Here is an 18,160-nt window from a genome sequence, read left to right as displayed (position 1 = left end):
TGAGGCTTATTTTTTTTGAATATTATATGAATAATATAATTTCCATTGTCTGTTCTTGCCGATATAACACTATAGATTTACAGCATATGGAAGCTCATATTTAGCTTTGCTGGGAGGAAATAAGGTGGACAAGACAGAATTGCCTGAAGTTGTGAAAATGAAAGCAAAAGGAAGAAAATCAGCATCCGTGCAAACCAAATGGTCGCTTGTAATCCTTGCCATTTCCATTGTGCCATTGCTGGGGGCGACGATCTTTTTTATGCAGTACTTCGGCGGTGTGACAAGGTCGGACAGTGAGGAATTGGCGCAGAAAATCCTGGATATGAACACCACAAGGATTGATGAGTGGCTGCAGACCAGAACCTCGGCCGTGCAGGAGCTTATCACCCAGCATCCGGAGTTTGACACTACCCAGCCGAAGAGCATTTTTCCGGTCGTTAAGGTACTGGAGGAGAGCGATAAGCAATCCGAAGGCTACAGCGTAATTAATAAAGATGGCAAGCTGACCAATGCGATGGATCTGACGGCTGACATGGGGTCATCTGCATATTTTCTGAAAGCCAAAGAAACCCTGAAGCCGGCTGTTGCCGACATGTCTTATCTGGAGCCGCTGAAAAAGTACATCATCCCGATTCTTGTTCCTGTCGTGGATAAGCAGAAGCAATTTTCCGGGGGGATCGCCTTTTCGGTTACGCCGGATATTCTGATGGAAATGGCGAAGAACATCCATGTTGCTGACTCAGGATACGGCTATGTGGTCTCGGGTAAAGGCGATTATTATGCCTATTCGGATAAGAGCCGGATCGGCAAAAATATGGCCGATTATGCCAAGGAGCCGGAATTGAAGGCGGCAGTCAAAGCCATACTGGGCAAGGAAAGCGGATCTGAAACCTACAAGGGCGAAGATGGAAAGGAAGTCATTACATACTTTAAGACGATCCCGGATACGGATTGGAAGCTGCTGATTACCGTTCCGAAAAGCGAGATTTTCGCCAAGGTGAATTCCGCTCAGAACCTGGCAACTTTCTTTATCATCGGTATCATTCTGCTTGTTATCATTATTTCCCTGTACCTTACCCGTTTGGCGGTTAAGCCGCTTGTGGCGGTTTCCAATGTAATGAAAAGAGTGGCCGCAGGCCATCTGAGTGAGAGAGTTGCTGTCCGCTCAGGAGACGAAATCGGCCAAATGAGCGAGAGCATCAATGATATGATTACCTCCCTATCCGGCATTGTCGGCACAATCGACGAGACCGTGCTGCAGGTAGCCAGCTCCGCTGAAGGCCTGCTGGAATACGCCAATGAATCCTCCGCTACCTCTGCGGAAATTGCAACCGTGATCGAAGAGGTGGCGCAAGGCATGGGCGAACAATTCAAAAGCTCAGAGCAGTCGGCGCGGGCAACGGAAGAGATGGCCGTAGGACTGCAGAGAATTGCGGAATCCTCTGTGAATGTGTCCGACCAGGCAGAGACGGTCAGCGCGGAGGTCGACAACGGTTATCTCGAAATTCAATCAACGCTTGAGCAGATGACGGTCATCAGCACGACTGCGGGCCAGACCGCGGAGCTGATCGGCACACTTACGCATCAATCGGCTCAAATCGGACAGATTGTCGACGTAATTTCGGAGATTTCCAACCAGACCGGGCTGCTGTCGCTTAATGCTTCCATTGAGGCTGCCAGAGCAGGCGAGCATGGCCGGGGCTTCGGGGTCGTGGCGAATGAAGTGAAGAAGCTGGCGGAGCGGACCAATACGTCCATCGTGCATATTGTGGAGCTGATCAAAGAAATTCAAGCCTCCACAACCAATGCGGCGGTATCTATGGAAAAGAGTATTGCTGAAATCAGCGACGGAATGGACAAAATGAAGAAGGTCGGAGTTTCCTTTGATCATATCCGTACTTCGATACGCGAGGTTTCCATGCAAATTCAGGACGTCTCCGCGATCAACGAAGAGATGTCTGCCGGAACGGAAGAGATTACAGCCTCAGTAACTGATATGCTGACGATTGCCAAGGATTCAGCCGACAATGCCAACATGGTATCCGAAGCTTCCGGTGATCAGATGGAGCTGATGAAGAAGGTCGTAACCTCGGCACAATCTCTGAATGATATGATGTCCACCCTGAAAGGCGAGATCGAGAAATTCCGTTAATTCACTTAGTGGCATAAAAAAACACCCCTCTATTTCACGCGCATCAGCGCGAAGAATAGAGGGGTGTTTCTGTCTGAGGTTATACCTTCTCCTCAAGGCGAAGGCTGTCTATACCGCGGCGGATAATGTTGCAGGAGGCATCCAGCTTGGCAGTTTCCTCGGCGTTCAGGTTCAGCTCCAGCAGCTCCTGAATGCCGCCGCTGCCGATGATGGCCGGAGCTCCGATACATACGCCCCTTTGCCCATATTCGCCGTCCAGGATGGATGAGACTGCAATAATCTTGTGCTCATCATTCAGAATGGAGCGGGTAATGAAGGCCAGTGCGCTCCCAATGCCGAAATGGGTTGAGCCTTTGCGTGTGAAGATTTCCCATCCGGCGTCCTTGGTCTTGCGGGCGATATCCTCCAGATCGAGCGTGCTGAACCGCTCGCGGTGCTGCTCCATAATCTGCAGAATCGGCTTGCCGCCGATGGTGACATGGGACCAGGCGACAAATTGCGATTCGCCATGCTCACCCAGCGCGTAGCCGTTGACGCTGCGGGGATCTATCGTGAATACCTCCGACAGCAGCGTTTTCAGGCGCGCGGAGTCGATGGAGGTTCCGGTGCCGATGACTCTGTGGCGCGGCAAGCCGGAGATTTTCCATACCATATAGGTGACAATATCAACAGGGTTGGCGGCGACCACGAAGATGCCATCGAATCCGCCGGCCATAATTTCCGTAATGATATCTTTGGTTATAACTGCAGCAGCATCCAGAACGTCCAGTCTGCTCTGTCCCGGCTTGGGATTGGCGCCCGCTGTCAGAATGACAACATCCATTCCTGCGCAATCGCTCGCGGTGCCGGCATATACCTTGGTGCGTGTTCCGGAGAAATCCATGCAGTGCGAGAGATCAAGCGCTTGTGCCATAGCACGGTCATAGGTGCGGTCAATCATCATGATTTCGTCGCATATGGCCTGATTGACCATAGAATAGGCACAACTGGAGCCGACCATACCTGAGCCGACAATCGCCACTTTTCTTGATTTACTTTTCAATTACCTTGTCCTCACTCTCTAAAAGTAATACCCAGCCTGTGCCTCCAAGAGAACTCTATGTGGAAGCCTGTGGTTAAGTATGCTTATATTCTAACTGATCTCATCGCAAGTTACCTGACATGAGGAGCAAAAAAAGGCTATTGTTCTGTTCGAATTCTGTCACAAATGACATGGGAAGTTAGAAATAGCTGGGCTGGTTCTCTAATATTGTATGCAGAGCGGGCAAAAAGGAGTAGCTGGGGGACGGGCACGGCATTATAAAAAGAGCATTCAGGCACCTGCGAAGGTCTCAAATGCTCTTCTGTATGACGCACATGAGTGTTCATGTCCGTAGTTACCCCCGGGGCTGGGACAAGGTCGCCTGCGGCGAAGCCATAAGGGTGTAGCGCTTATACATGAATAACCTCCAGTGCAGAATCATGCCGAAGGCCAGGATGAAGAATAAGCCGCCTGACTGCGGAATGGTGACATACTGGTTGATAAATTCATGCAGCACGGTGCGGATCAGCAGCAGCCCGAGCAGGATGAAGGCAAAGCTTTTAGAGCGCTGGGCATAAATTTGCCCGTTCCGTTCTTCAAATTTCGTGCTGCGCATCAGCGGATACGCAAAAATAAACCAGCCGATCAGGAAAGCCGCAGCCGCCCACCACCAGGGAAGTCTGACTTCAGGTACAACGAACATGGCAAAGCCTGTAGACATGCCGAGCGGGGGAATCCATATTTTGCGGATCGTCACGGGACGTGAGCTTGCCTTGAGTCGAATGAAAATAACCATCAGCGCCATAAAAATAGCCCCAATAGTGGAACCGATATGCAGAAACGAAGGGTTGATATTCGCCATGATTCACTTTCCTTTCTGTGATTTGCGTCACTTATTTTTCCATTATAGCAGAAAAAGAAAGGCAAAACATTGAACGGTTTTCGCCATAATTCAGCGATCCGGCTTCTTGTAACGCTGGAAAACGCACATCAACCCGCCGTGGAGGAGCTTGGCGGGTTGATGAATATTTTATAGGCTGAACCGTCTAAGAACGGCTGCGTCCACCGACCGAACGGAGAATCAGGCTGATGATAAAGATCAGAACGATAGCCCCAATTAGCGAAGGGAAGACGTAGAAATCGCTGACCTTGGGTCCCCAGTTTCCCAGCAGCATGCCGCCGAGCCATGAACCGAGAATACCGGCGATAATGTTGCCGATGACTCCGCCCGGAATATCCTTGCCCATAATCAGGCCTGCCAGCCAGCCAATTACGCCGCCTACAATCAACATCCATAATAAACTCATATTCGCTTCAGCTCCTTTGTGTTTATTATCTCTGATGGTTATTATTAACCTTATGCCTGATGCTTCAACCAGAGTACAATATTGTCTGCAGTCTGATATTCATAATTTCAGTGTGTTATAGTGAAAAATGTACGGGTGCTGCAGGACGACCCGCTAATATACAATAAAAGGAGCCGCTGCCATGCATCAGCATAATGAAGTACTGTTCTATGTGGGGACCTACAATACCGCAGACAAAAATTCGATTCTGCTCGCCGCTTTGAACAAGGATACAGGGGAAATGAGAGTACTGAACAGTACGAAGGGCATTGAGAATCCGTCTTATCTGGCTGTGAACAGCCCGGGAAGCGTGCTGTATGCTGTGAGTGAGAAGGATGAAGGCGAGATCCATGCCTTTGCCATTGAGCCAGGCAGCAAAGCTCTGCGTCCGCTTGGCAGCAGACAGACACATGGGGGCGCCCCGTGCTACGTTTCTATCTCTCCGCAGGGGGAGTACATATTCGTCGCCAATTATATGGGGGGCAATGTCAATGTGTTCCCGGTAAATGCCGACGGTTCACTTCAGGAGATGTCCTCCCAGGTGCAGCATGAAGGCTCGGGAATCCGCGAGGACCGGCAGGAAGCGCCGCATCCCCACTCCGTTATTCCAGACAGCAGCGGAGAGCGGGTGCTGGTCTGCGATCTTGGCCTGGATCAGATTGTGTTCTACCGTGTTCAGGACGGCAGGCTGATCCCTCACCGCGAAGTGCCGCTGCCGCCAGGATCAGGGCCGCGTCATTTGGCCTGCCATCCGTCGGGGCAATGGCTCTATCTGATAAATGAGCTGAACAGCACGATCACTGTGTTCGCGAATGATGAGCAGGCTGGAAATCTGGAGATCCTGCAGAACCTCAGTTCACTGCCTGGCCAATATGCGGCAGGAAGCGATGATACCGCTGCCGACATCCATGTCTCTCCATGCGGCCGTTTTCTGTATGCCTCCAACCGCGGGCATGACAGTATTGCGCTGTTCCATATTGAGGCATCCACCGGCCTGCTGAAGCCGGTCGATTGGGTGATGTCCGGGGGCCGCACGCCGCGGAATTTCGCCATTATCGGCGGGATGCTGCTCGCAGCCAACCAGAACAGCGATAACATTGTTTCCTTTAGAATCGACAGCGAGAACGGCAGGCTGATTCCTACAGGGAATGAGCTGGCGGTTCCGTCACCGGTCTGCCTGAAGGCTGTGTGAAGATATAAGAAAAAAGAAGTGCCTCCCATTTCGCTCAATTCGCAGCGGAGAGGGAGGCACTTTTATAATAATGCTGTATAATGGCGGTTTAGAATAGATTTTTATATTGGGATCTGGTCGTAACTGCGGGGAATGTTTGGACTTTCGGCCGCTGTTGTCTGCAGATTTCTTGATTTATACCGCTCTTCGCGGTTGAAATCCGCAGACAGCTTATGCTTACGATGCCAGCTTTCCTACGGAAAGCTCTCAGGCGGACGCGTTCGCTCCGTAAGTATCCAAACTTCCCCTCCGTCACTTCTCCCTTTTATATTTTCAATAGTTCAATTAATATAGCTCTAAATCTTCACTTCCGATGGCTTTACCGTAGAAGCCGATATCGTCCAGCATGATTTGGTCGCCCGCTTGCTGCAAATAAAAGGTGATTTCCGTTAGCTTATCCGGTTCAAGCTCCGGCTCCTCTTCAAGAAAACGCTCGAAAGGCAGCTCGTAGGTCTGGAATACCGCTTCCGAAAGTTCTCCGTATTTACCGTCGCTTACCCGCTCCTCCAGCCAAGGGATCAGGGTGAACCGGGTCTGCGGCAGCGGCAGAATATCCATCACCTCATCCAGTGATAAAAGCGCCGTAACATCATTGCTGTCTGTAAGCTCAACCTCTACATCAGGAGATACAGAGGGATATTCCTCATCGTCAATGTCAGTATCCTCATTGTCATCGGCATTCCTGTTAGCCATTGAGAACGTTAGGCCTTCAGCTTCTGAAAGGGCAAGATCGCGGGGCACGCTGTCTTTCAGCTTGATGCGGTAAAAGGCTTCCTTCCCCTCTTCGGCAGTTCGCTTGAGCAGGATGCCGTGGGTAGCTTTGCTTTTGGACTCCCGGTCCTTGGCAACCTCTTCAACCCAGGTGACTCCTTCTGCTTCTGCAGTTCCACCTGTCGCCGTGTTCCTGTTGCGGTCTTCGTCGAAGGTAGCTACAGGGATATAATCACCGCTCTGGAACCGGCTATAGTAGGCGGTATCCGGCAGCCATTGCAATCCGCTGCGGTAATCGCGGAACAGCTCCCGGTATTCTCCCTTCCCCTGCAGCGTTGCCTCCAGAAAGGCGGAAACATATACCTTGGCGATCTGTCTCTGCTCATCTCCATCCATAATATCCGAGCGGCTTAAGAATAAGCCTGCCGGAAACGTCTGGTCATACAGTCCCCAATCGGTGTTGAACTGGCTGTGATTGGCGTCGGCGATATACAGAGAGCTTTTAAACGCGGATGTACCGCTTGTATAGGTAGAACGGATATACTGTCGGTCGCCGTAAAAGTCATGCACATCGCCATCGCGCGCACCCTGCAGGGTCAGGTAATTGACGTCAACCAGACGGGCCTGCTGTTCATCAATGGCCTTATCCGTAGGAGCAAGGGCGATGACTGAGGTGACGTGGAACTGCTTGGTTGCGGCAAGCGCGGGGTCGTTCTTGAACCAGCGTCCGGCATCGGCGGCCATAGCAACGGCTTGCCCGCCGCGGCTGTGGCCCAGCAGGGCGGTTCGTTCATAATCAACCTTGTGGTAGAACGGGCTGCCGGATTGCTCCGCGAATAGACCAATTTGCTGCAGATGCTTCAGAATCATCCAGGTTCGTACCTTGAAGTCGTTATCCGGGATGCCGGACCAGGCCGAATAGTTCAGAAAGTTCTCATCCAGGGAGACGGCAATAAATCCCCGGCTGGCGAGCTGTTCGCCCAGGTAGGCATAACCTCCCTCTGAATAGTCCTCCATCATATGATTGCCATGCACCATTAGCACAAGCGGATAGGGGCCATCTCCTTCCGGCATCCAGACCCGGGCATTTAAAGGAAGCGCACTATAATCGAAGCCCCAGAATACGGTTCGCAGCTTGGGCCAGCTTGTAATGTAGGCGGAAGCATCTACCGCCGAAGAAATAAGGCTCGCTCCAGACCTGTACTCTTTACGATGCAGATCCTGGCCGCTGCCGTAAGTAAAGCTGTAATAGGCGTAGTCTCCCGGTTCTCCGGGATTCGCGGCGTGTATGGAGGAGGTTTTTCCGCTGTCTGCAAGCCCTTCCGGCACTGAATCGCCATTGCCCTGGATAGAGAAAGCTAGCGGAGAAGCAATGACGAGTGCTGCCAGCAGCAGCCCTGACGCAACCCTACGGCTGCGCAGAAGTCCAACCGCCAGTCCGCCAAGCCCTCCAAGCACGGCGGCGAGCACGGCTACAGCCGCTGCAGCTTCAAGCTCCAAATCGGCGTAATACAAGATAAATAGAATGATGCCGAGAGCGCTCAGTAAAGAGCCTGCATACAGGCGCGGGATACGTAGTCCGATTAAGGACAGCAATACGGCCAGAATATTGCCGGCGAGCGCCAGCACGATGGTCGCGGCTACGGTAGCCAGGAGGATATCTGCGGCTGTTCCGAATCCGGTCGGGATGCCCAGAACGACTGCTGTAAAAGCCAAAAAGCATAATATCCAAGGACCGGAGAGCGCCGTCCTCCATATCTGTGTGTCATATCGGTACGTTTCCCGGATGCGCCTCGCGAGCACTCCCAGGATGCGCTTATGCAGCCTTCGGCGCTGCGGCGCGGGAGCGTACTCCAGTTCCATTCCCATGATCGTTCTTCCCCTGACATTTACAGTTATTTCTTCTTAACCTATAAGATGAAGCAATAATATTACTTTACGGGCTTAATAACAAGTGGGTCTTGCAGGAACAGCCGTCATTTGCTGGTGCGTCCGGCGCGGAAAAATTAAGTTGTAGACTGGGTAAATTAAGTAATAGACTAACGATGTGTTGTTAGGTTAATGGGCAGGATAATTGAAAAAGGAACTCAAATTTGATGACAGACAGGAGTTAGAGAATTATGATAAAAGGTTTTGGGGGAATATTTTGGAGAACTAAGAGCCTTGAAGTTATAAAAAAATGGTACAGTGAAGTGTTGGAGATTGAAATAGATAATTGGAATGGGACTGTGATAAAACCCCAAGCAGGAAATGAGACTATCCTTTCTTTCTTTGCCGAGGATGACAATTATTTTCCAGCAGAGCAACAAGTGATGTTGAATTTCGAAGTATATAATCTAGACGAGACTATTAAGCATCTTGAACAGATTGGTGTACCTCTTGCAAAGAACAAAGAGATTAGTGAATTTGGAAAGTTTATTTGGATTGAAGATCCTGAAGGCCGGCTGGTCGAGCTTTGGGAGAAATAACGAGTTGTAGTTCCATCAATAATTCCAAGACCAGGCTGCCGCGGATCCATCCAGCAGCCTTTGCTCAATTATAGGGCAGAAGATGGAGTGATCTTAATGTTGATCCAATCATTTCTCAGGAAGTTATTAGATACATAGTTGTTACAAGGGTACGTCCAAAACAAAAAGTTTTCCTGAACTACCCAACCTTTTTCGTTTTCGCTGCAGTATATATTTAAGTGCCGTCCGATAAGAAGGAGCTTTTTGAACATGAATAAACAACATGCTGACCGTGTCATCAAGGATTACATCAAACCGCTATATGGTTTTGCTTTGAATAAAACGGGAAAAATCGCCGAAGCCGAGGAGCTGGCGGGAAGAATTACGCTGGAAGTATACCAAGCGCTTCTCAAAAAGACAGAGTTACTGGATCTGAATAGCTACGTCTTCAAGATTGCGCATTATGTGTGGGCGAAATTCATAGGCGAGAAAGTGAAAGCTTCCAACCAGATGCCGATTGTTGACAATGAGGTGGTGTCCAGAGACGAGGGCTTCGACGAGATCATCCGTCAAGAAACGGCTGGTGCATTGCGGCGGGAAATTGCTTTTTTATCTCACCAGCAACGGGGAATCGTTGTCAAGTACTATTACGGTGGAATGAAAATTAGCGAAATCGCGGCTGAAATGGGTCTTTCTAGCGGCACGGTCAAATGGCACTTATTCGAAGCGAAAAAGGAGCTGAAACACAAGATGAACACAATTCGATCAATGGGTAATCTCGGCATCAATCCGATCCGCATGACAGGTTTCGGGCATAGTGGATCCCCTGGAAGCAAAGGCGACACCGCCGACTTTTTAGCGACGGCGATCAGACAAAACATCGCTTTCTCAGCTTACCACAAGCCGCTCACGGTTAATGAAATCGCCGAAGAACTGGGCATTTCACCTGTATATATCGAGGATGAAATTGAATCACTGGAAGAATACGGGTTCATGGATAAACTACCGGGTGGAAAGTATCGTACCAATATGTACATCGAAGATCCGTCTCCAATGAAAAGCGAGGTACTGTACCCATTGTTCAGAGAATATGCGGAGATTGCCGTAGAGCATTATTTCAAGACGTTTTTCTCGATGGGTGAAGTGTTCCAAGAGACGGGTGTCTACATTCCAGGTGGCGATGTCAATATATTGTTGTGGAGCCTCATTCCGTATGCTGGTAATCAATTGAGCTTCAAAGAGCTCAATGGAGTTAGCCATGAAGAGGTTTCCGTCAGCCGCAAAGATGGCGGTCATTACGCCGCTCATGCAACGATCCACAGAGAGTTTGACGTCAGTTTTGATCTTAAACAATATTATTATTGTGGCGATATGAATCGGGATTCCGATGAGCATGCACTAAAGGCATGGCAGGTCGATACGTGGTGGTGCGGCAGACAGGGCAGTTGGCGAGATAATCTGAGTTCGGATTTCATCAGTCTGATGCATGTGATCAATGGAGATTTACCGCAAAACGATGTGAACATTGACGCCTATCGCCGTCTTTTCGACAAACAATATTTGCTGCGAAAGGAATCTGACCTTGAAGTTAACATTGTTTATTGCAAGGATAAGCAAACAGGAGAACGTCTGCATGCGGCGATCCCGCAACCGTCCGAACGAATCAAAGAAGCTGCCACGAAATTGGATCAAGCTGTTTATCATGTGAAACTCGATGGACAACCAGATCATGCGCATAAATATGTGCGTTACTGGTCACAGAACTGCATGGCGTCGGGAACAATACGTGCCTTCGTACTCAAACATTTAGTCGACATCGGCATGTTAAAAGTGCCTGATCCGCATCGAAAAAATGGCATTTCCACAATCATGTTCATGAATCAAAGCTAGCTTGTTTAAAGTTATAGACGCGGCTGCCGGTATGAATCGGCAGCCGCGTTGTGTAAGCGGGCAGTATAGTTCAAGTATAGTTGTGTTTTCTTACCAGCCTTACAGATATGAGTGTTAAAATGGAATTAATTTATCTAAAAGGGGCATTAACAGGATGAGCAAAGGTAGAATCGTATTTTTAAACGGTGTTACGAGTTCTGGGAAAACATCAATAGTAGATGCAATACAGTTAAAGTCTCATGAATTTTTCTACGTTGTTGCTAATGATCTTTTTGAAGAAATGATAGGTGAACGTTATCTTCGTGAAGATTATTGGAAGTATTTAAGTGAAGCCATTATTTTGATGTATCATACAGCTAAATTATTTTCTGACCATGGTAAAAATGTGCTAATTGATGGCATTATGGTAGACAGACCTGGGTTGGAACCACATTATGAACAAGTGAAGGATATATTTACCGGGTACCCATTATACATTGTTGAAGTGTTTTGCCCATTAAACATTTGCCGTCAGAGAAATATTGCACGAGGAAATAGAACTGAAGACCAATCGGATGGGCAACACAAAATCATGGCAAAAGATATCCGGTATAATTGTACGATCAACACACATTTGAACACTTCCGAGGAATGCGCAGATTTGATTTTAAAAAGTATATTTGAAGTATGAATTACTTTATAGCTTTCTTGCTTTAATTACAAAAGTAACAGGGAGCATCTTTGCCTTTTTTGCAAACTCACTGTTCTGCGATTGCATAATTTCGTCATCAGATTGCTCAATCATTTGCTCAATTACAAATCCCGCTTTCGAGAGCGCATTCACATAGGTTGATAGTTTACGGTCCGATAATGTTAGCGTACTGTCACCAAGTGATACCGAATACCAGGATTCGTCAAAATAGCATTTTTTAAAAGCAAGCATATCATTTTCTGCAACAACACATTTGTGTATAGGATGAGACCAACTGAAAATAAAGGCGCCGTCTTTTTTCAGGTAAGAAGCGATCCGGCTAAAAGTCCCCTCAAGGTCGGTGGTCCAGCCTATGGCATAAACCGAATACACGAAGTCGAAATAATCCTCCGGTATCCCGCATTCTTCTTCCATGGGAGAACAGATCAATTGTGCGGAAAGACCGTTCGACGTCAGAAGCTGTGTTGTCTTTTCGATTTGTTTTTCTGATATATCTGTACCCCATAGTTCAGATGCTTGGCGTTCCCCCAGATATTGCAGGGATTGACCGCTTCCACAGCCGATTTCCAGCACCTTTTTTCCAGAGACATCGCCAAAAAGCTGGCATTTTTCTTCGGAGACAAATGCTCCATATAGAGGAAGCGCGGTTGCTCCTAAGACGTCATTTCCTTTTGTATCCCAAAAGATGCTGTTTGTTTTATGTATAGAGCTCTTGTCCATGTCGACCGTGATAGCGCTACCAACCTCGCCGGCACCTATAACGTTTGTTCTATAAACAGAATTCTTGTCCATGCCTGTACCATCTCCCAATAAAAAAATGTGAGCCTAAACGTAAATCCCGAATTGCGCGTTATCCCAATAACACATATCGAACACGGATACTCTGCGCTATGAATACCAAAATAATGTACCATTTTTCCATGAGCAAATCTACCTAAAATATTCCATGAAGCGTCCGTATGTTCTCACCCTCTTACGAGCAGTTTCTGATAACCACGGATGGTGATGGAGCGCAGTCTGCCATAGCCCTTGGGCTAGGCGTCCGCGACTTTCTTTTATTTTGAAAAAAAGATTTGACAGTGAGGAGAGCTTTCAGTATTATGTCTGTATAAACCTACTAAACGGGTAGGAATAATTAAATAAAAGTTCTTACCGTACAGACGGAGGAACGCCCGCATCAGGCTCGCAGACACGTGTCCAAGGACCGGTTTGACCTGCCATAGGGGGCATTCCTCCGTCATTTTTTTGAAATCATGAATGAAATAAGAGAAAACAAGGGGAGTGATGTGTGATGAAAAAAGGGATCAAGAAGGGGCTCATCGCCGGGTTCACATTAATGCTGACGGCAGGGCTTACAGCTTGCGGAAACAACAGTAATGCAGGCAATGGAGCGGCAGCGGCCACAGATGCACCGAAAGCAAGCAATGCGGCGGCAACCGCCGAAGCCACGAAGGCCCCGGCAAAAGATCCGGTAGAGCTGCTGAACGTATCCTATGACCCCACACGCGAGCTGTACGAGAATTATAACAAGGCGTTCTCTGCCTATTGGGAGAAAGAAACTGGCCAGAAGGTAACGATTAAGCAATCCCACGGCGGTTCCGGCGCACAAAGCCGCGCGGTGCAAGAGGGGCTGGAGGCCGACGTTGTGACACTTGCTCTTGGTTACGACATTGATGCTTTGAAGAATAAGGGGCTGATCAATGAAGGCTGGCAAAGCAAATTTGAGCATAACAGCTCACCGTACACATCGACCATTGTGTTCCTTGTGCGCAAAGGCAACCCGAAAGGCATCAAGGACTGGCCGGATCTGTTAAAAGAGGGCGTAGAGGTCATCACTCCAAATCCGAAAACCTCCGGCGGCGCCCGCTGGAACTACCTGGCGGCCTGGGGTTACGCCCTTGACCACAACAACAATGATGAAGCCAAGGCCCAGGAATTTGTGCAGGAGCTGTTCAAGCATGTGCCGGTGCTGGATACCGGGGCGCGCGGGGCAACGACAACCTTTGTGGAGCGGGGAATCGGCGATGTGCTGATCGCTTGGGAGAACGAGGCCTATCTGTCCATCAAGGAGCTGGGCCCGGACAAATTTGAAATCGTCAACCCATCAGAGAGCATTTTGGCTGAACCGCCGGTTGCTGTGGTCGATAAAGTTGTGGATAAAAGAGGAACACGCGAGGTTGCGGAGGCTTATCTGAAATATCTGTACACGGAAGAGGGACAAAAAATCGCTGCAGAGAACTACTACCGTCCAACGCTGGAAAGTGTGAAAGAGCAATACAAGGATAAATTTCCGGACATCAAGCTGTTCACACTCGCGGATAAATTCGGAACCTGGAAAGAAGCACAGGAGAAGCATTTCAACGACGGCGGGATCTTCGACAAGATTTATGTGCCTGGAGCTAAATAAGCCGGGCTCATGAGGGGAACCGGGGGGAACAGGGCGAGATGGCCCGTGCAGGGAAGCTGATCGGCCTATAGGCCGAAGGCGGGAAAGGGATGATTGAATCTATGAGTGTCACCACTACGGTTGCAGTGCGGCGGCGCAGGGTGCTGCCGGGCTTTGGGCTTACGATGGGTTACAGTGTGCTGTATCTGAGTCTTGTTGTACTGCTGCCGCTGTCGGCGCTGCTGTTCAATTCGACAGGGCTGAGCTGGGCCAAATTCTGGGATATTGCTACAGACGCGCGGGTTCTGGCCTCCTACCGTGTCAGCTTGAGCACAGCGGCAGCGGCTGCTCTGGCGGATGCATTTCTGGGGCTGCTGCTGGCCTGGGTGCTAGTGCGTTATGAGTTTCCGGGCAAAAGGGTATTTGACGCGCTGATCGACCTCCCGTTTGCCCTGCCGACGGCTGTCGCGGGTGTCTCCCTGACGGCGCTCTATTCCCAGAATGGCTGGATCGGTTCTCTGCTGGAGCCGCTGGGGCTAAAAATCGCCTTCACGCCGCTCGGCATAACACTCGCGCTGATGTTCATCGGCATCCCCTTTGTGGTCCGCACCGTTCAGCCCGTGCTGGAGGAGCTGGACCGTAACATGGAGGAAGCCGCAGCAACGCTAGGGGCGGGTCGCCTTAGAACCTTCCGCAGCATCGTGCTTCCCGAGCTGATTCCTCCGCTGCTTACCGGATTCGCGCTGGCGTTCGCCCGGGGCATTGGGGAATATGGCTCCGTTGTGTTCATTTCCGGCAACATGCCGATGCGGACAGAAATCGCTCCGCTGCTCATCATGTCCAAGCTGGAGCAGTTCGACTATGCCGGGGCTACTGCGGTTGCGGTGCTGCTTCTGCTGATCTCTTTTCTGCTGCTGCTTGTCATCAACACGCTGCAGCGCTGGGCCCGCAAGGCTTCGCGGTAAGGGGAGCATAGCTCGAACAGTATAGTTGTATTTGCTACAATTAAAAGGATGCGTCAGATCGTATTTTTCGCGCTAATTGCAGTGTGTACACTTAAAAATGGCGGATAGCTTACTTTTACCGAAATAACAAGTTTTTAGATGTAAGGAGTACATTTAAAACTGTTTTAGCTTCAATTGATGGCCTTTTAGTTGTATGAAGTACAGTTAACTTTCAGGAGGGGAAAATCATGGCGGGTACTGTCCCGATGTTTGCTCCCAGGCCGCAGAAGAGCGAGGCTTCACCCGCAACGGCCGAATCCGGGGCCGTTAAATGGGTGCTGATTACCGCCGCCGGGCTGGTGCTGTTCTGGCTGATTGCCCTGCCGCTGCTCGTTGTGCTGACAGAGGCGCTGAAGAAGGGCTGGGATGTTTTTTTGGCCGCATTGACCGACCCTGATGCCGCTTCCGCCCTCCGGCTGACGCTTCTGGTTGCAGCGGTCACTGTTCCGTTGAATACGCTGTTCGGGGTAATGGCAGCCTGGGCGGTGACCAAATTCTGGTTTCGCGGGAAAGGGTTTCTCATTACGCTGATTGATCTGCCCTTTGCCGTATCTCCGGTCATCGGGGGGCTAATCTTTGTGCTTGTGTTCGGCTCGAACGGCTGGTTTGGGTCCTGGCTCAGCGACCATGACATCAAAATTGTCTTTGCCCTTCCGGGTATTATACTCGCCACCTTGTTCGTAACCTTCCCGTTTGTTGCCCGTGAGCTAATTCCGCTGATGGAGGATCAGGGCACGCAGGAGGAGGAAGCGGCGGTAACGCTCGGTGCGCATGGCTGGCAGATTTTCTGGCGCGTAACGCTGCCTAATATCAAATGGGGCCTGCTGTACGGAATCATTCTGTGCAATGCGCGGGCGATGGGAGAGTTCGGCGCGGTATCTGTAGTCTCCGGGCACATTCGCGGTGAGACGAACACGCTGCCGCTGCATGTTGAGATTTTGTACAATGAATATCAGTTTTCCGCTTCCTTCGCCGTAGCCTCATTGCTGCTTCTGCTGGCGCTGGTTACGATGCTCTTGAAAAGCTGGCTGACACGCAAAAATGCGCATTGACAGCTCTTTTGCTTCCGTGCTATTTTAAATCATAGTATACGGGTTGGTGATTACGGGATTCAGGTGTAGATCATCCCCTGTCCGGGGAAAGGGAGGCTGGAGAATGGCTAAGCCACTGAAGGTGGATGAGGTATGGCTTACACGGATTGCGGAGCTTCTGGACAATATGGAATTTGGTTCCCTCCACATCGTCGTACATGAAGGACAAATTGTACAGATGGAGCGGACGGAGCGCAAACGCTTTGAGAACACCACTGCAAATGCACGCTATAGCGGAGAGGCCGGAGGCCGGCGGACCGATGTCCGTTCTGCGGGACGGGGATGAAGCGTATTGCCACTTATATAAATAGTTCTTTTTTTGCATAAAGAAAGACCTTCATTCGTTTTCGTCTGAAGGTCTCTTTCTTTTGTACCACCCGGTATGCAGCCTATGCATCCCTTCTAGTAGCGCGGTCTGCGCCGCGAATCGGCCAATCCCTCCACGAGCAATATGATCGCAGTAAGAGTATGCATAATCCAGCCGACCACTGGAATTAAAGCGACTATCGAGGTGATGATCCCGACAATATTGCCGATAACACTCCCGCGTTCCCCTATCAATATTACGACTGCAACGATGTGCAGCAGGAAGGCTACACCCAGCGGCACCCAGGCATTGGCTACAACAAAGGCTCCCCCGAGAAACGGGATTGCGAGAAAAGCCTCATAAGCAAAGGTTCCCCATTTGAAAAGCTTCCCTATTGGAGACATGTGTACTTCACCCAACCCTTCAGTATAATATTGTCGATATCTCTAAGTTGTTGTACGTCCGGCAGCAGATAATGTTCCAAGTTCAGTATACGCCGGGCACTGCCGGGGCGCTCCTTGCTTGGCAAGGTGTGGTCATATATTATTGGTAACAGTTAATACAAGCAAGACGGCTGGAGATACTGAGGGAGAAGGGATGAGGAAATGATAGATAAGCTGGAGATCCGCCATGAACGGCCGACGGTAGAGCAGTATTTGGCGCTGCGGGAGGAGGCCGGGCTGAGTCCGATGAGTGCCGAAGGAGCAGAAATTGGGCTGCCCAGGTCATCTTTTGCGGTGACGCTTTACGAAGAGGGCTCGCTTGTAGGCATTGGACGCGTGATCGGGGATGGAGGCTGCTTCTTTCAGGTGACGGATATCGCCGTTAAACCTTCCTGCCAAGGGCGCGGGCTGGGGAAGATTATTATGCAGGAAATCAGGAGCTTTCTGGATACGGTGCCGGAGAGAGCTTATGTCAGTCTTATTGCTGACGGCGAAGCCTCCAGACTCTATGCGCAGTATGGCTTCCAGCCGGTAATGCCCAATTCGCAGGGAATGTTCCTGCCGCGTTAATTGAGGAAGTCCATGTGTACATATAAAAAGTGAGGGATTAAATATGGATGTTGTAGTGTTTGGAGCTACGGGAACGATTGGCAGAGCTATTGTACAGGAAGCGTTAAAAAGAAAACATGAGGTCACCGCAGTTGTCCGCAATCCGGCTTCACTGCAGCTCCAGCATGAGCGTTTGCAGGTCGCAACCGCCGATATTCTGGATCCGGCGCAGGTAGCGGCGGCTGTGCGAGGGCATGAAGAGGTAATCAGCGCGTTCGGGCCGGCTGCCGGGCGGGAGGATGACCTGCTCCGCGCGGCAGAGAGTCTGCTGGAAGGACTGCAGGAAGCAGGACTTGCGCGGCTGCTCGTTATTGGCGGAGCAGGCAGCTTGAAGACGGAGTCGGGTGAGTGGCTGATGGACACGCCGGATTTCCCCGAGAAATTCCGGCCGCTGGCCGCAGCGCACGGACATGCCTATGAAATATATCGGGGCTCTGCTCTGGACTATACGTACATCAGTCCGCCTGCAGTGATCCGGCCTGGCCGCCGGACCGGGCAGTTCCGCATCGGCCTGGACCGGCTGGTTGTGGATGAATACGGCGAGAGCAGCATCAGCGTCGAGGATTTTGCCGTGGCTGTCATTGATGAGATGGAAGAGGGGAACTTCAGCCGGGCCAGGTTTACGGTGGGTTATTGACCTTCAAAAATCTTTTAAAGGAGAAGCAGTGAGTCTTACCTTAGACTTGCTGCTTTTTTGCGTACGCCCAGCATGGGCGTCATCTCTAGGGTGAAAGTCCCGAGCGGGGGCTGGCAAGCGCCTACCGTTAGCCAAGGGCAAGGGTGTCCATCGCGAGGTGGAATCTGAAGGAAGCCGGGGGCAAAAGCACGGCC

General features: G+C 50.3%; 17 protein-coding genes. 11 read left to right on the top strand and 6 right to left on the bottom strand.

The features are described from left to right. Window positions 1–124: 124 nt before the first annotated feature. Complete coding sequence (locus AC0LWN_RS31960; RefSeq protein ID WP_474672537.1) at window positions 125–2,152, top strand: methyl-accepting chemotaxis protein; 2,028 nt, start codon at window positions 125–127, stop codon at window positions 2,150–2,152. A gap of 79 nt (window positions 2,153–2,231) precedes the next feature. On the opposite strand, the gene AC0LWN_RS31955 is transcribed toward AC0LWN_RS31960, so the two are convergent. From AC0LWN_RS31955 to AC0LWN_RS31945, 3 genes are all read right to left on the bottom strand, one after another. Beyond that, a complete protein-coding gene (locus tag AC0LWN_RS31955) occupies window positions 2,232–3,194 on the bottom strand; it encodes an L-lactate dehydrogenase (protein ID WP_474672535.1) in 963 nt (320 codons plus the stop codon). Window positions 3,195–3,528: 334 nt separating this feature from the next. Then, entirely contained in the window at window positions 3,529–4,035 is a 507-nt protein-coding gene (locus tag AC0LWN_RS31950; RefSeq protein ID WP_474672533.1) for a CcdC family protein, read from the bottom strand. A 184-nt stretch (window positions 4,036–4,219) separates the two neighbouring features. Continuing rightward, window positions 4,220–4,480: a GlsB/YeaQ/YmgE family stress response membrane protein gene (locus AC0LWN_RS31945; protein WP_474672531.1), complete on the bottom strand. Its 261-nt coding sequence runs from the start codon at window positions 4,478–4,480 to the stop codon at window positions 4,220–4,222. A 181-nt stretch (window positions 4,481–4,661) separates the two neighbouring features. On the opposite strand from AC0LWN_RS31945, the gene AC0LWN_RS31940 reads away from it, so the two are divergent. After that, on the top strand, window positions 4,662–5,711 hold the full coding sequence (locus tag AC0LWN_RS31940) for a lactonase family protein (RefSeq protein WP_474672529.1): 1,050 nt from the start codon (window positions 4,662–4,664) through the stop codon (window positions 5,709–5,711). Between the two features lie 324 nt (window positions 5,712–6,035). On the opposite strand, the gene AC0LWN_RS31935 is transcribed toward AC0LWN_RS31940, so the two are convergent. After that, complete coding sequence (locus AC0LWN_RS31935) at window positions 6,036–8,330, bottom strand: alpha/beta hydrolase family protein (RefSeq protein ID WP_474672527.1); 2,295 nt, start codon at window positions 8,328–8,330, stop codon at window positions 6,036–6,038. 251 nt (window positions 8,331–8,581) lie between these two features. On the opposite strand from AC0LWN_RS31935, the gene AC0LWN_RS31930 reads away from it, so the two are divergent. The 3 genes from AC0LWN_RS31930 (at window position 8,582) to AC0LWN_RS31920 (ending at window position 11,468) form a co-directional block, all read left to right on the top strand. Further along, a complete protein-coding gene (locus AC0LWN_RS31930; RefSeq protein WP_474672525.1) occupies window positions 8,582–8,929 on the top strand; it encodes a VOC family protein in 348 nt (115 codons plus the stop codon). A 249-nt stretch (window positions 8,930–9,178) separates the two neighbouring features. Continuing rightward, on the top strand, window positions 9,179–10,798 hold the full coding sequence (locus tag AC0LWN_RS31925; protein WP_474672523.1) for an RNA polymerase sigma factor: 1,620 nt from the start codon (window positions 9,179–9,181) through the stop codon (window positions 10,796–10,798). 154 nt (window positions 10,799–10,952) lie between these two features. Beyond that, the gene (locus AC0LWN_RS31920; protein ID WP_474672521.1) at window positions 10,953–11,468 is read left to right on the top strand and encodes a phosphotransferase-like protein; all 516 of its coding nucleotides are present in this window, start codon (window positions 10,953–10,955) and stop codon (window positions 11,466–11,468) included. 6 nt (window positions 11,469–11,474) lie between these two features. On the opposite strand, the gene AC0LWN_RS31915 is transcribed toward AC0LWN_RS31920, so the two are convergent. Continuing rightward, complete coding sequence (locus AC0LWN_RS31915) at window positions 11,475–12,281, bottom strand: class I SAM-dependent methyltransferase (protein WP_474672519.1); 807 nt, start codon at window positions 12,279–12,281, stop codon at window positions 11,475–11,477. A 499-nt stretch (window positions 12,282–12,780) separates the two neighbouring features. Here AC0LWN_RS31915 and AC0LWN_RS31910 point away from each other — a divergent pair, with 499 nt between their 5' ends. The 4 genes from AC0LWN_RS31910 to AC0LWN_RS31895 all read left to right on the top strand — a co-directional run bounded on the left by AC0LWN_RS31910 (window position 12,781) and on the right by AC0LWN_RS31895 (window position 16,256). Next, window positions 12,781–13,896 (top strand): sulfate ABC transporter substrate-binding protein, encoded by a 1,116-nt coding sequence (locus tag AC0LWN_RS31910; protein ID WP_474672517.1) that lies wholly within the window; start codon window positions 12,781–12,783, stop codon window positions 13,894–13,896. Window positions 13,897–13,985: 89 nt separating this feature from the next. Then, window positions 13,986–14,840, top strand: a complete 855-nt coding sequence (gene cysT, locus AC0LWN_RS31905) for a sulfate ABC transporter permease subunit CysT (protein WP_474672515.1) — start codon at window positions 13,986–13,988, stop codon at window positions 14,838–14,840. A 227-nt stretch (window positions 14,841–15,067) separates the two neighbouring features. Further along, a complete protein-coding gene (gene cysW, locus AC0LWN_RS31900; protein ID WP_474672513.1) occupies window positions 15,068–15,931 on the top strand; it encodes a sulfate ABC transporter permease subunit CysW in 864 nt (287 codons plus the stop codon). A 103-nt stretch (window positions 15,932–16,034) separates the two neighbouring features. Then, window positions 16,035–16,256: a YezD family protein gene (locus AC0LWN_RS31895; RefSeq protein WP_474672511.1), complete on the top strand. Its 222-nt coding sequence runs from the start codon at window positions 16,035–16,037 to the stop codon at window positions 16,254–16,256. 116 nt (window positions 16,257–16,372) lie between these two features. Here the strand turns inward: AC0LWN_RS31895 and AC0LWN_RS31890 are convergent, their stop codons facing one another. After that, complete coding sequence (locus AC0LWN_RS31890) at window positions 16,373–16,681, bottom strand: hypothetical protein (protein WP_474672509.1); 309 nt, start codon at window positions 16,679–16,681, stop codon at window positions 16,373–16,375. A 201-nt stretch (window positions 16,682–16,882) separates the two neighbouring features. Between AC0LWN_RS31890 and AC0LWN_RS31885 the strand changes: the two genes are divergently transcribed. Further along, window positions 16,883–17,290, top strand: coding sequence for a GNAT family N-acetyltransferase (locus AC0LWN_RS31885; RefSeq protein WP_474672507.1), 408 nt, complete (start codon window positions 16,883–16,885; stop codon window positions 17,288–17,290). Between the two features lie 43 nt (window positions 17,291–17,333). Further along, on the top strand, window positions 17,334–17,966 hold the full coding sequence (locus AC0LWN_RS31880) for an NAD(P)-dependent oxidoreductase (protein ID WP_474672505.1): 633 nt from the start codon (window positions 17,334–17,336) through the stop codon (window positions 17,964–17,966). The last annotated feature ends 194 nt before the right edge of the window (window positions 17,967–18,160 follow it).

The organism is Paenibacillus sp. sgz302115 (genome assembly GCF_056120445.1).
Note: the sequence above shows the minus strand (reverse complement) of the source record. Positions and strands in the feature narration are given on the sequence as shown.

Excerpts from the sequence above, each read along its gene's own strand:
- AC0LWN_RS31920 (WP_474672521.1), top strand. The coding sequence starts at position 10,953 with ATGAGCAAAGGTAGAATCGTATTTTTAAACGGTGTTACGAGTTCTGGG.
- AC0LWN_RS31910 (WP_474672517.1), top strand. The coding sequence starts at position 12,781 with ATGAAAAAAGGGATCAAGAAGGGGCTCATCGCCGGGTTCACATTAATG.
- AC0LWN_RS31895 (WP_474672511.1), top strand. The coding sequence starts at position 16,035 with ATGGCTAAGCCACTGAAGGTGGATGAGGTATGGCTTACACGGATTGCG.
- AC0LWN_RS31915 (WP_474672519.1), bottom strand. The coding sequence starts at position 12,281 with ATGGACAAGAATTCTGTTTATAGAACAAACGTTATAGGTGCCGGCGAG.
- AC0LWN_RS31945 (WP_474672531.1), bottom strand. The coding sequence starts at position 4,480 with ATGAGTTTATTATGGATGTTGATTGTAGGCGGCGTAATTGGCTGGCTG.
- AC0LWN_RS31940 (WP_474672529.1), top strand. The coding sequence starts at position 4,662 with ATGCATCAGCATAATGAAGTACTGTTCTATGTGGGGACCTACAATACC.
- AC0LWN_RS31935 (WP_474672527.1), bottom strand. The coding sequence starts at position 8,330 with ATGGGAATGGAACTGGAGTACGCTCCCGCGCCGCAGCGCCGAAGGCTG.
- AC0LWN_RS31950 (WP_474672533.1), bottom strand. The coding sequence starts at position 4,035 with ATGGCGAATATCAACCCTTCGTTTCTGCATATCGGTTCCACTATTGGG.
- AC0LWN_RS31885 (WP_474672507.1), top strand. The coding sequence starts at position 16,883 with ATGATAGATAAGCTGGAGATCCGCCATGAACGGCCGACGGTAGAGCAG.
- cysT (WP_474672515.1), top strand. The coding sequence starts at position 13,986 with ATGATTGAATCTATGAGTGTCACCACTACGGTTGCAGTGCGGCGGCGC.
- AC0LWN_RS31880 (WP_474672505.1), top strand. The coding sequence starts at position 17,334 with ATGGATGTTGTAGTGTTTGGAGCTACGGGAACGATTGGCAGAGCTATT.
- AC0LWN_RS31925 (WP_474672523.1), top strand. The coding sequence starts at position 9,179 with ATGAATAAACAACATGCTGACCGTGTCATCAAGGATTACATCAAACCG.
- cysW (WP_474672513.1), top strand. The coding sequence starts at position 15,068 with ATGGCGGGTACTGTCCCGATGTTTGCTCCCAGGCCGCAGAAGAGCGAG.
- AC0LWN_RS31890 (WP_474672509.1), bottom strand. The coding sequence starts at position 16,681 with ATGTCTCCAATAGGGAAGCTTTTCAAATGGGGAACCTTTGCTTATGAG.
- AC0LWN_RS31930 (WP_474672525.1), top strand. The coding sequence starts at position 8,582 with ATGATAAAAGGTTTTGGGGGAATATTTTGGAGAACTAAGAGCCTTGAA.